The 13,070-nt window shown below is 67.2% G+C and carries 6 protein-coding genes; 3 read left to right on the plus strand and 3 right to left on the minus strand.

Annotated features, from left to right (window positions below; translation table 11 throughout):
• Positions 1-198 precede the first annotated feature (198 nt).
• From AC08OP_RS11155 to AC08OP_RS11165, 3 genes are read left to right on the plus strand one after another with little or no spacing between them, the layout of a single operon-like run.
• Positions 199-1,581, plus strand: a complete 1,383-nt coding sequence (locus AC08OP_RS11155; RefSeq protein WP_476614125.1) for a site-specific DNA-methyltransferase — start codon at positions 199-201, stop codon at positions 1,579-1,581.
• A complete protein-coding gene (locus tag AC08OP_RS11160) occupies positions 1,515-2,303 on the plus strand; it encodes a DNA methyltransferase (RefSeq protein ID WP_476614130.1) in 789 nt (262 codons plus the stop codon). Before AC08OP_RS11155 ends, AC08OP_RS11160 begins: the two co-directional genes overlap by 67 nt.
• Entirely contained in the window at positions 2,300-4,876 is a 2,577-nt protein-coding gene (locus AC08OP_RS11165) for a DEAD/DEAH box helicase family protein (RefSeq protein ID WP_476614126.1), read from the plus strand. The genes AC08OP_RS11160 and AC08OP_RS11165 overlap by 4 nt, the downstream gene beginning before the upstream one ends.
• 602 nt (positions 4,877-5,478) lie before the next feature.
• On the opposite strand, the gene AC08OP_RS11170 is transcribed toward AC08OP_RS11165, so the two are convergent.
• The 3 genes from AC08OP_RS11170 to AC08OP_RS11180 all read right to left on the minus strand — a co-directional run.
• On the minus strand, positions 5,479-8,610 hold the full coding sequence (locus tag AC08OP_RS11170; protein WP_476614127.1) for a pPIWI_RE module domain-containing protein: 3,132 nt from the start codon (positions 8,608-8,610) through the stop codon (positions 5,479-5,481).
• Positions 8,611-8,652: 42 nt separating this feature from the next.
• The gene (locus AC08OP_RS11175) at positions 8,653-12,378 is read right to left on the minus strand and encodes a pPIWI_RE_Z domain-containing protein (RefSeq protein WP_476614128.1); all 3,726 of its coding nucleotides are present in this window, start codon (positions 12,376-12,378) and stop codon (positions 8,653-8,655) included.
• Positions 12,371-13,070, minus strand: a 700-nt coding sequence (locus tag AC08OP_RS11180; RefSeq protein ID WP_476614129.1) for a restriction endonuclease-related protein, incomplete at its 5' end; no start/stop codon positions are given. The genes AC08OP_RS11180 and AC08OP_RS11175, both read right to left, overlap by 8 nt.

Here is a 13,070-nt window from a genome sequence, read left to right on the forward strand (position 1 = left end):
CCGGCCAGAGGCGTACCGCGCCCACCGGCCATCACGCCATGCCACGAACCAACACCCTCAGCTCACCGGCTAAATGTTTGCGGGGCGGAGTACGTCCGCCCCCCGGGAGGCCGGGCCGTCTCCGACCAGCCCTCTAACTGGTCCCGGTCAGTCCGGGCCGCTCGCCATCGGATTCATGAGATGGCAGGGCGCCCGGCCATGCCTGGGCAAGCCGCCAACATCATCACTTCCATCAGTAACATCCCCATACGTCCCCGCAGCGGGACGATCACGGCACGCATGGACATTGCGGCGCATGGCGGCTGGGCAGCGGGGGAGGACGGGTCGTCGGTGGGTGCTCAAGGACGCAACCGGCTGGAGCTCACCTGGGCAAACAAGGACCTCCGACTGCTCTCCCACGGCGAGGACACCTACGAGTGGGTCGACCCTGCGGACTGGCGGGTCTCCGAGGTGCGCCTACTCGACACGGTCGCCGAGGTCGGCGAGACCCCTGACGACAACCTGCGCATCCATGGGGACGCCCTGCACGCGCTGACCTCACTGGCCTCGGTCCCCGGATACGCGGAGCGCTACCTCGGCAAGGTCAAGCTGGTCTACATCGACCCGCCGTTCAACACCGGGCAGGCGTTCACCCACTACGACGACGCGGTCGAGCACTCGGTATGGCTGACGATGCTGCGCGACCGGCTGGTCCAGATTCGCCGGCTACTGGCTCGCGACGGCTCGGTCTGGGTGCATCTCGACGACGCGGAGGCGCACCGGGCACGCTGTGTGCTCGACGAGGTGTTCGGCGCGGAGAACTTCGTGGCCACGGTCGTCTGGCAGAAGGCGTACTCACCAAGAAATGACGCGCCAGCGTTCTCTACTGATCAGGACTACATTCTCGTCTACTCGAAGATGCCGGGTTGGCGGGGCAACCGCTGGGATCGCCTCGCGTCCCGCGACGCCCTGTATAGGTCCGCCGACGGCGACCCGCGTCCGTGGGTCTCCGGCGACCCGGCGGCTCCGAGTGCCCACCGCAACCAGACCTGGGTCTACGCCATCCAGTCGCCGTTCACCGGAGAGCTGGTGTATCCCGCCAAGGGGCGCTGCTGGGGCCAGAACCAGGACGCGATGCAGGCGATGGTCGAGGAGTGGGGCGTTCCCTACCGGCGCCAGCTGCTGGACGACGACGCCCGGCGCGCCCTCATCTGCGGCGTCCCGATCTCCGCACTCCGCAAAGGCGTCCCGGCCCTGATGGTCGACATGGGCCTCACGAAGGCCGAGAAAGTGGTCCGCGCGCGGCACGCCGAGGGCAGCTGGCCACGCCTGTACTTCACCAAGGGTGGTGACGGCGGCCTGAAGCTGAAGCGGTATCTCGACGAGATCAGCTCAACCCGGGCGCCGCAGACGCTCTGGCTCCACGCGGACGTCGGCCACTCGCGGTCCGCGAAGCACGAGATCAACCTGCTTTTCCCGACGAAACACCCTTCGCCACTCCAAAGCCCGAACGGCTCCTTCAGCGCATCATCCAGATCGGCTCTAACCCCGGCGACATCGTGGTGGACTGCTACGCAGGGTCCGGGACGACGGCCGCCGTAGCACACAAGATGGGGCGGCGATGGGTCGCTGTCGAGGTGTCGTCCGAGACGGTGGCGAGGTTCACGCTTCCAAGGCTTGAGAAGGTCGTCAACAACCAGGACCCGGGCGGCGTCACCTCGGAGGAGACCCCGACCGGGGAAAGCCTGCCTGAAGGGGTGCTTCCGGGTGCGGCCCGAGAGGCCGCGCGGACGCTCGACGCACTCGCCAAGGCAGGGCTGATCGACGGCGTGACCGGGCTGGACAAGGACACGACCAAGAAACTGCTGAGCACGCTTCGCGATCTCGACCGGACCAAGAGAGAGGTGCTCTGGGCCGGCGGCGGCGGCTTCCGACAACTCGCCGTCGCGCCGTCGCTGTTCACCACCATCGACGACATCGTCGTCCTCGCCGACTGGGCGACCAACGGCCGGCTCGCCGAGGCGGTGTGCGCGCAGCTCGGCTACGACCCCGAAGTCGACCCGCCGTTCGCCGGCCGCCGCGGCAATTCCCGTCTGACCGCGATCGACGGCATGCTCACCGCCGACATCGTCGACTACCTGATCGGCCATCTCGCCGGCAGGGAGAGCCTGCTGGTGGTCGCCCAGGCGCTGGAGCCCGGCGTGGAGGAATACCTGCGCCAGAAATGCCCCGGGTCGAAGGCGCGCAAGGTGCCCCGCGATCTGGCCCGCACAGGCCGCAGACCATCGATGGCTGTCCGCCTCGGAACTCGGGGGGCCGCATGAGCGCGCACCCGGCGATACCCCTGGACCTGGGCGCCGTGGAGGACGTCGCCGCGCGCCTCGACCTGCGAGTCCCGAACAGGGAGGCCCTCACCCGGGTCGCCGAGCGCTTCGACGACGCTGGCGGTGAACCCTTCGAGGTCGTCTGCGACCTAGCCACCGCCGTCGGCAAGACCTATCTCGCCGCCGCGATCATCGACTACCTTGCCGTCGCCGGCGTCCGTCACTTCCTGATCGTCACCCCGGGCAGGACGATCCTGAACAAGACCGTCGCGAACTTCACCGAGGGTCATCCCAAGAGCGTTCTCGGCGGTATGGATGCGAAGCCGCTGGTCGTGACGGCCGAGACGTTCAACACCGGTGCCGTCGCGAGTGCCCTTGACGCCCCCGACCAGGTCGTGCTGTTCGTGTTCAACGTCCAGCAGCTCATCCGGCCCGGGGAGAAGACCGCGCGCCGGACCCGCAAGTTCCAGGAGTGGCTGGGCGACACGCTGTACGAGTACCTGCGTGTCCAGAGCGACTTGGTCGTCATCTCCGACGAGCATCACGTCTACGCGGAGAAGGCCCGGTCGTTCTCCAACGCGATCCGCGACCTGGACGCCGCCGCCGTGATCGGCCTGACTGCCACTCCGGACCGCTCCGATCTCGACAAGGTCATCTACCGGTATCCGCTGGCCAGGGCGATCGCCGAGTGGTACGTCAAGACGCCGGTTCTCGTCGGCCGCCGCGACGACCGGGACGACGTCGAGACCCGGCTGCGCGACGGCGTGCAGCTGCTGCGCGCCAAGCAGCGGGCGGCCGACCTGTACACGGACGCGACCGATGCGCGGCCGGTGAACGCGGTCATGTTCGTCGTCGCGGACACGATCGACAACGCGAACCGGGTCGCCGAGGTGCTGCGCAAGCCGGGCCTGTTCGAGTCCGACTACGAGCAGCGCGTCCTGGTCGTCCACTCGGACGCGCCAGACGACGCGCTCGCCCGGCTGGAAGCCGTCGAGGAGCCCGACAGCCCGGTCCGGGTGATCGTCAGCGTGTCGATGCTCAAAGAGGGCTGGGACGTCAAGAACATCTTCGTGATCTGCTCCCTGCGCCCGTCGATCTCGGACGTCCTCACCGAGCAGACGCTCGGCCGAGGGCTGCGTCTACCCTGGGGCACCTACACCGACATCGAACTCCTGGACACCGTCGAAGTCCTCAGCCACGAACGCTACGAGGTGCTTCTGTCCAGGGCGGGAGTCCTCCTGGAGGGTCTGGTTGCCGAGCGGGCGGTCCCGAAGCCCCGCCCGGCACCCGACCAGAAGCGGCCGGGGGCTGCCGACTCGACGTCAGGATCACAGTCGCCAGCGGCGACCTCTGGCGGCTCGGGCGATGGCGCACCGGCTGCTCCTGCCGAGGAAACCGCCTCCCCAGGGACCGCGCAGGAAGGATCACAGGCCACAGTCCCCGCAGACCAGGGGGACCATGACGGCGAAGCGCCAGGCGGGGCGTCCTCGGAGAACGTCGGCGGCGACGCTTACGCCGTCGGGCCCGAGGCCGCACGAGGCCCTGATCTGAAGACGGTCCTGCTGGACGACCGGGTCGAAGACGCCGGTCGCCAGGCCGACGCCCTGACGTCCCAGATCGGTCCGCGCTGGGACGCCGCGGTGCGCATCCCCCAGGTCGACAGGAGGATCATCGCGCGGACCTTCTCTCTGTCCGACTTGCCTGACTCCCAGTTCCATAAGCTCGGCGCCCAGCTCGCCCTCGTCGGTGGAACAGCGCTGAACCGCAAAGTGCTCACGGTGCTCGCCGACCCGACCGCTGACAGCGGGTACCGGCTGGTACCCCAGCAGGCCAGCGACGTCATCGAGGCATCCATCCCGGAACTGCCACTCGGCGGGCTCCTGTCCGCGATCCAGAACACGATCCTGGATCGCCCGTATGTCACGGTGAACTCGGCGTCAGTCAACGCGGGCCGGAGGCTCGCCAAGGCCCTCATCGACGGCGCGGGCGGGGAGGAGCGACTCGCCGCCCACGTGAACGCCACACTCAGGGCTGTCGTCCTGCTGCTCGACAAGCACTACAAGGCGGCCCCGGCCCAGATCCGAGCGTTCGTCACCGACGTTCCGTTCGCCCCGGTCCGCACCAGCTCCCGCCCCGAGGAGCCCAACCGGTTCGGGAAATTCAGCCCGCAGGCCGCTTACTCCGGGTGGGCCAAGGCGCTGCACCACCTCAACTGGTTCGACAGCACCCCGGAACGGACGCTGGCGAACCTGCTCGACGAGGACGACAAGGTCGAGCTGTGGGCGCGAATCCAGCGGGGCGAGCTGGTCATCCACACCGACGCCGGTCGGTACTCCCCGGACTTCTACGTCCGAGGCGCCAACGGGGTGAACTTCCTCGTCGAGGTCAAGGCGGACCGCGACGTCGAGATAGGCGCCGTGCAGACCAGACGTGCCGCGGCGGAGGCGTGGTCCCGGCTGGTTACAGACCAGGGAACGATGGGCCAGTGGCGGTACGTCTTCGTCCCCGAAACGACGCTCAAGGTCGCGAAGACGTGGGAGAGCATCCTCGTGCAGGCCACGGAGACAGCCTGACCAGTGGACGCGTTTTCGCCTGCCAGATCACAACGCCGGCAAGCACGTCGTCCCTCCAGGGGCGCGCTGCATGACGTAGCAGCTGACCACGGTCGACGACGGGCCGCACCGGCCAACTCCGCGATGGCGGCCCGCGAGGCGCAGGCCTCGGCCGCCGATGTCGCGGCCTCCGACGGAGCGAGTGCGCGGACGACGGCGCGGCGCCCCGGAGACGCAGCGAGGCGCTCCATCGCGTCGCCGGCCTGCTGCGACCCGCCATCGCCGAGTTCTCCCGCTTCGCCTCGGATCTGCAAGCCGCCGGAAGGGACCCGGAGAGGCCCTCGGGAACAGGGACTGCTGCGGCACCTATAGCCCTCGCCGGAGCCGCTGGCGCCTGCGGGTCAAGCCGAGGCGGTACGCAGTCTGCCGGACGATCGGTCCGAACACGGCGGTCGCCCTTCACGGTACGCGAACCAATGGCGCCGACTTCGCCGTGCCGCTCGACGAGATCCCTCCTCCGGCAGGCACACCTCGCCCTCTACGGGCGTCGCACCCTACCGGGTTGGCGATAAGGCTGCTGCAGGAGGCAAACCCCGCAGCAGCTGGGCCATCCCCACGCGGTCTCAGCTGCCGAACAAGACGAGGTCGCCTTCCAGCTCCGGCGCCTGAGCGAGGCCGGATGCGTATGCCTGGTCGGGGTCCGGGTCGGCGGACTCGTCCTCGGCCGCGGCGGGAACGCCGAAGATACCCTCAATGTCCTCAATCGCATCTGCTGGGTCGGCAGAGGTGGTTCCTTCGTCATCCCCGGGATCGTCCGCAAGAGTGGGGAGCACGTACTCTTGGGCCAAGCCGGCGAGGTGTAGTGGCAGCGGGAGGGAAAGCGCGTCCAGGTAGTCGGGCGCTTGCCGAAGCTGGTGGGCAGCGAGCGCCAGCGCGTGCGGGTCGTCGCGCTCGTCTGGGTGGCAGCCGAGGACCGTAATCTCGACGAGGGTAGGGTTCCATGCGGGGACGCCGGTATCAATTGTGGGTTGCCCCCTGCGCGGTCCGGCGCGCAGGGGACGGGGGGCGAGTTTGTCGGCCTCGACAGCAGAGGATTTGAAGGTACTTGCCTTTTCAGTGGTGCTGTAGAAGACCCGAGCTGCGGTTGGTCGCGGCTCGCCTGCATCCGGCTCGTCGATGAGTTCGGTCCACAGACCAGCCGATAGGCCGTTAATTCCTGTCGGGCTGCCCAATCCCCACCATTGTGGCGTCTCTCGCCCGCTGGCGCTGCGGATACGGATCAGCCTCAGTCCCGGTGTGAGCCTGGCAGCCGGAGCATGGCCTGTGCGAATCTGATCAATTACTGTCTTGCCATCTTGCAGCCATGGCCAGTGCGATCGGCTGTTCTGAGAGTGCGCCATAAGGATAGTCGGTCGGCCGCGCAGATCGGTTGACCGCAGCATTCTCTGGAGGTAGCGAGCCGTATTCCGGCGCTGTTCTTCCATGGTCTGCCGCCAGACGCGGTAGGTCGCCCGCCGAGGTGTGGCGTCACCGTCGGCTGACCGCTGCCCAGGGACCGTGGACGGTGCATCCGCTGGCTCCGGTTCGGATTGAGTGGCCGGTATCTCTGCGAGGGCGGTCAGGCGCAACAGGAAATCTGGGTAGGGGATCCAAGCGCCGACTCCGTTGTCGGCCTTGGGGTCCCAGCCGCGGATGCGGGCTTCGCCGATGTGTTGTGGGTTCGGCTGGACGAGAACCGCGACGGGTACGTGGCGGGGCAGTCCGGTGCGGCTGTCCCCGCGGCGCTTGACCATCCATATGGCCGCGTACTGCAGGTCGGCGGGCAGTTGCCCTCCGAGTGTGTGCTGCGGTAGGACACGCACTCCGAGCTGTCGCAAGCCGTCCTGCCAGGCTGAGCGAGCACGGTGGGCAGCGTTCTTACGAAGGCTGGCGGTCTTGGGCAGGGCGGCGAACTGGGTGATGACTCCGGCGTCCGCGCAGCCGAGACGTAGGGCGAACTTGGGGTCATCGCGCGGTGTGGGGAAGTCTGCCCTACGGTTGATCTCGACGAGGGCGAGGGATGGCCGGGCGGGTTCGGCGCTGTCGGCTTGGAGGAACGCGGCCATGGCGGAGCGACGCGTGTTGATGGCGTTGGAGAGCGCTGGGAGTTTGGGCCGTGCCTTCGGGTCGATCCCGAGCGGCTCGGCGAGGCCGCCGATGAGCTTGAGGCAACGCAGACGCACGGTTAGTTCCGGAGTGCGCCAGGTGAGGAGCGCAGGGCTACCGGGTCTGGCGTTCTCATAGGCATCGGGCGCGAGGGCCGCCGCTCCGCCATCTCCGGCTAGTCCGAGCGTTGCTGCGAGCGCCCCGACCATGGTGTCGCGCATCTCTTCGGTCTGCCACAGCAAGCGGACTTCGAGGCTGGCGACGGCGTGGCCATCGGCTGCGGTGCCGCCGTTCGCAGGGATGCGTTCCGCATAGGCCTCCTGCGCGTGCGCCAACGCGGTACGCCGGGCATGAGCGGCGCGAGCTTCCTCGGCACTCCTTGCTTCCTGACCTTGGGGTTTGGTACGGGCATTGGCCGCGGTGTTCGGTGCCACCCAACTGCGACGCAGGTCGGCCGCCCGGACGAGGCCGTCCGGCAATGCTTGCTCGGCCCAGGCCGTGATTTGCGATCTCTGGTGCGACATGAACCCCGGGCCGACACCGTGCTCTCCCATGTGGGTGCTGTACACGATCGCGGCGCGGACGCCAGGTCCGTCCCCGATCCAGGCCGCCGGGTGGGTGAGGAGGTCGTGTGGCTCGGGAAAAGCCTCGTTGAGGGTGAGCCGGCGCAGGATGCCGGCCGGTCCGCGTCCGCGCCAGTCATACGCCTGCTGGTCGCGGTCCCAAGCGAGCCGGGCAACCGCAAAGCGGCGGCTGCGGGGAGCGCCGGGCAGCCAGGGCACGGTCGGCAGCAGGTAGACGGAGGTGTCACGCCCGAAAGGGAGACGGATGCGGCTGGCCGAGGCCTGGGGCCGGGTGGCCCAGCGGCGGATGCTGGCATGTAGGTGCAGGCGCGGCAGCGGGGAGAACGGAACGGTGTGGAGAGAGATGTTGAGGACGACGGAGAACCACCATACTCCGTCTTTGTCCTCGTGCGGTATCGGCTGGGACATGAGCTCCGCGCCTTGCTGGCGAGGTCCGCGTGGCACCGCGCGAAAGGTGAGAGTTTCAGCTCCGGTGTCGTAAGGTTCGAGGTTCACAATGCGGCGGGCGAGGTAGTCGGTGGCAAGCTGGAATTGGCGGGCAGCTGGGGCTGCCGTGCCGCCCACCGTGCAGCAGCAACCGAGCAGGTCCACCTTGACGTCTTCCCATGTGGGAGGTGTTGCCTTCAGCTCGTCGAGGGTGCGTGTGAGCAGAGCACGGTGCTCGGGTTCGCCGCGGAGGTCCTGAAGCCAGACGGTGATCAGCCGTTGGAGAGTGTCGCCGGGCAGAGGGTGCGCCTCGTCCGCTGGGGCGTATAGCCAGAAGTCCTCAGAGCCGTCGGTTGATTCGCCGCCCCGCCCGCGTACGATCAAGTCGGGGGCGAGGGTCTGAAGGACAGCATCCATGCGATAGGTAGGGACCGTTCGGAACGGCTCTTGGTCCTCGGTGCGTGTGGCGTTACACAGGTCCAGCAGACTGTCGCGCCACTGTTCGGGGAAAGGCAAGGCCCTGTACCGAGTGATGAGTGGTGGACCGCCGGGTGCGGGGTGGTAGGCGGCTCGGCGGATGATGGAGTATTCGAATCCCATGGCGGGCTCCTGGCGGGATCGGTGTGGCTGGAGGGGCCGAACTCAGTGGACTGGGCTGGCGGCCAGGCCGCAGAGGGCGTCGTACAACGGCTGGTAGAGCAGTTTCACAAGTTCGGGATCGGCTGGATCGGTAAAATCCGCAGGATCTGGATCGTCGCTGAGATAGGGGGCCAGAACCGCCCGTAGCCCGGCGAGCAGACTGGAGGCGGGGGTGTCCTGGCGTGCCTTCGCTTCGGGTGTTGCTGCAGGTGCCTGCGCGGCAGCAGTGCGAGGTGCGAACTTGGCGTCGACGAAAACGACCCGGGCAGGAACGCCGCCGCGCACCAGCCGACCGATCACCTGCCAGATCGTGACCAACTGGTCCCAGGCGAACGACGTCTTCTCAGCCGGTTTGAGCCGTGAGTACATGTAGCGACGGGACAACAGGCGCCGCCACTCCTCCCGTGCCGCGTGTCGGAACGCGAGCCCGGCTTTGTCCAGGTCGCCCGCCTTGGTGGCCAGCTCGTCGAACGTCCGGTAGCGGTTTGGTTCGCTCCCGAGGTGCTCGCGGGGCATGTTACGGACGAAGCGGGACGCCCAGTCGTTGATGGCCAAGATCGAGAGGGAGAGATCGTCCGGGCGTGGGTGCGGTCGGGCGAGAAAAAGGACCGTGCCGAAGGCTGCCTTGCGTTGGCTGTTGAGGATGTTGTGGCCTCGCTCGATGGCCATCAGGGGTGCGACCAGGAGCTCTGCTTCCTTGTCGTCAGCGAAGGACGCTAGATCTCCCCGCCGGACGGTCGAGGCACGCTGAGGGCGGTCTGCTTCGGCGCCGTCGCCTCGGATGGCCTGATGGAGTTCGGCGTCGTCCGCGACGAGTACCCTGACCCGGCCGCGCCATCGGTCGATCCCCTCCAGTCGGTCCGCAGCGATCGCTGCCTCCCGGTAGTTAGCGACCAGAAGCAGTGCCCGTCGGCGGTCTTCGTCGTCGATCCGAGAAAGCTCCTGTTCGAGGAGGCTGGGTAGTCCTCGCGTTCGTTTGCCGAGACGAGTGACCATGAGGCGCAGCATGGCCGGACGTACGTCGAGATCCTGCCCCGAGAGGCTGATCGGCTGACCTTCGTCATCATAGAGGAAGAGCGTGGTGAACACTGTGCGGCGGATCGCTTTCAGCGCCTTGGGGTTCGGTTTGAGGACCGCGCCGACTGGAGCGAGGACATGGGAACGGGTGGAGGCGCCAGCCCAGCTGGTTCCGGACATCAGGATCACATGCGGGCCGGATCGACCATTGGCGGGGTCGGATCCTAGGTCGGGTAGGGAAAGGAGCAGTTCGCGACCGACGCCGGCGCATCGGAAGAAGCGTAGCGTTCCGGAGCATCGGCCGTCCGAGTCGCGGTCTTCTCCATCCTCGTCTGGGAGATACTGGAAACCCAATACGTTTCCCATGGGGGCTTCGGGAACGATCGGTGCGTAGTCGAGCGGTGGCCGACGGGAGAGTTCATTGCCGGTAGAGTCCAGATGGAGGGCGGCTTCCACCCGGGGCCAGAGAAAAGTGAGCCGGTCGAGGCGTTGGTGCAGGGCGGCGAGCAGCAGGGTGAACTCCAAACGCCTGGTGGTCCGCTCGTACCACGGTTCGCTGCCGTGGACGTCAGCCGGGTCAGGTTCACATTGACCACGTGGGGCCTTGGGCGGTGGTAGTTCCCCGCGGGCCGCCGGGGAGTCGGCGAGGAGCCGATCGAGGACGGCGCGCACTCTGGTGCGCGTGCCCCGCTCATTAAGTGTATGAAGTAGGTCATGTGTGGCGGCGACGAGGAGGTCGGTGTCGGAGCCGTAGGGTGTGTTGTCTCCGAGAGGGTCGTCACGGAAGACGTCGAGGATTCTGGTGACCTCGTTCCGGCGCTGGGTCCACGGTGCTGCCTGTGGCCCTGTGGGAGTGTCGGTGTCGGTGTCCCCCTCGTCCTCGTAGGCGTCGGTCTCGTCGGCGGTGGCATCCGGGAGTCCGGCTGCTCGTTTGGCGAGCGATTCGAGGGTTGGATACCAGTCGGAGAGAAGCTTCTCCTGTAGAGTCCACGCGCTGAAGTACTCGATTTCAGACCATTTGCGCAGGTCTGGATCGCTGATCAGCATCTCGTATAGACGGTTGGTGGCGCTGCTGACGATGCTGAGAGAGACGGTCCACCGGGCGACGTCGGGTTCGGACAGCTGCAGGCGACCCTCGCGGGCCAGCTCCGCGATCTTGTGGGTGTGGAGGTGGTCGAGCCACGATTCGGGTCCCTTGAGGACCAAGGTGGCTGACGGAGCGAACATCTCGTCCAGGTTCATCTGTACCCGGTCGACCTCGTCCACGACGATAATATCGCTGCGCAGGCATGCGAGTTCCAGGTGACGCAGTCGTTCGTCGTTGAGATGGTGTGGAACGGGACTCTGTACCAGGCTGGCTGGATTGGCTACCCAGATCCACGCGTCTACCAAGGCCTGCGCTGCGCTATGCCTAGGGCAGGCGTACCAAAGGGGACAGCCAAGGGCGGGTCCTTGGTCATCGTCCTCACCGAGATGGGACGGACGCGAGCGGTCCCGGTTGCGGTCCCGGTAGCGGCCCGGCAATTCGATGGCGCCGGAATCCACCGCCGTGACAGTAGGCGGCGCAGGGGTCGAGTGTAGGTCGCTACATGGGGCGTCGGCGTAGCGCAACGGTTCGGCTGCTTCAGTGCCTCGCAGGGCATCGATGGCGCACGCGGTACTCAGGTCATCGAAGCCCGGGTCGTCGTGGTGGAGCAGCGAGGGAAGGCCTTTGGCCGCGAGCCGGCGGTGGAGCCGCTGCACGTTGCGTTCGCGAGTCGTGGAGCCGAGCACGGGGGCAGCGGCATCCTGGCCCAGTAGCTCCCGAAACAGCGTTACGAGGGTGAGCTGTTCGGCCACATCGCCGACCACGAGGGTGGTCCGCAACCTGCGCCGAGCAGCCCACACCGCGATTATGATCATGAGGGTGCTCTTGCCGGCGCCGACCATACCGACGAGGTGCAGCAACCGATCAAGGTGCAGTACTTTCGCTTCCTTGAAACGCGTGCCGTCGTCGGTCCGGCGGTCGAGTTGCAGGTCGCTCAGACGTTGCGCCCAATCTCCCTGGGACCGTCCACCAAGCTGCCGCTCGGTCTCGTCCATCCATTGGGCGGTGTCGGCGAGTTCCGCGAGCGGGATGTCCAGCGGGCCACCGTTGCTGGCGGATGCAGTCATGAGGTTGTGGCCGGCGATGGTTGTGGGAGGACATAGCTGTTCTGGGATGGTGACGGATGTTCGCCGGCGCCGGTCAGTGAAGCGGTGTGATCCTGGCCCTGCCAGCGTCAGCGGACGTAGCGCAAAGGCGGGGAGATTTTCCAGCGCGTTGTCATACGTCGAGAAGCGGTCCCCTGCGGCGGTAGGTTCGAGGCGCCGAGCAGGGCCCCCGTCGAGCGGGAGGCGGTAGCCGCGGAGGTGCTCGGGGACCTGCCGATATGCTTCGAGGCTCTGGTGCCACGTGCGCCGCCGGCGCATCGTCCAGAGCAGATGCCGGGCGCAGCTCAGCAACTGTTCGTCGGCGGCGTCGGTAATGAGTCCCATGGCGCGGGCAAATGGGTAACCCCCGAGCAGGGACCAGGCACCTTCGGCTGGCTGATCCGGGGCAAGGCGTTCCAGCAGTCGCAGCCCGAGTTCGACCTGGCAGAGTACCGAAGGTCTGATGACGGTGAGGTCTGCCGGCCATACGTGCGAGAGGTCCTTGACCGTCTTGCCATACCACGCCGCTCGGTCACGCATCGGCAATTCCTTTCTCAGAAATGAGCCCGTGCGTCGCGTCACGCAACCTACGTTTGGCGGCTTTCAGTAATTCACGGTCCGTAAGAAGCGGAAGGCGGCGTGCGGCCTCTGGCCGGTTTCGCCGATAGACGGCCAGGTAGCCGGGGCGGGCATCGACTCGGTGGCGTGGCACGACCCAGAATGCCTCGTCGTACGGCGGTTCAGGGCGGACCGGTGCCGCTTCGCGGCCGAGAAGGGCAGGATTCGCCCAGTCCTTGACGTCGACGGCCCAAACATGCCCGTCGGGGAAGGTGATCCGCAGGTCATATGCGTCGAAGCCGGGCCACATCTCGACCTGCAACCTCAGTGACCGCAACCCCGCCTCCAGATCGAGTTCGGCTCGGCCCGGCCCGGTGACGAACTGACGCAGGGGACGGGCGAGTTGGTGCAGCTGGCCGGTTTCCTGTGCTACCAGAGCAGGACCGGGCACAGGCGTGCCCTGCTTGCGGCACTGATCGCGCTCGCACCACCACCCGCCGTCTGCGAGGGGAGTCAACAGCGTGAGACAGCGACGGCACGTGGTGTAACAGCCGTGGTCGAGATACCCATCTGGTACTGGTTCATAGATTTGCTCGACCAGGTCGCGCACTGGTTCCAGAAGGTGGTCGGTGGCCACTCGGAAAAAGTCGTTGGCGGTGAGTACCGGTTGCTCG

The organism is Frankia sp. CeRuru1, assembly GCF_977966315.1.

Bases quoted from the DNA above. Each gene is read 5' to 3' on its own strand.
- AC08OP_RS11155 (WP_476614125.1), top strand. From the start codon at position 199: ATGCCTGGGCAAGCCGCCAACATCATCACTTCCATCAGTAACATCCCC.
- AC08OP_RS11165 (WP_476614126.1), top strand. From the start codon at position 2,300: ATGAGCGCGCACCCGGCGATACCCCTGGACCTGGGCGCCGTGGAGGAC.
- AC08OP_RS11170 (WP_476614127.1), bottom strand. From the start codon at position 8,610: ATGGGATTCGAATACTCCATCATCCGCCGAGCCGCCTACCACCCCGCA.
- AC08OP_RS11175 (WP_476614128.1), bottom strand. From the start codon at position 12,378: ATGCGTGACCGAGCGGCGTGGTATGGCAAGACGGTCAAGGACCTCTCG.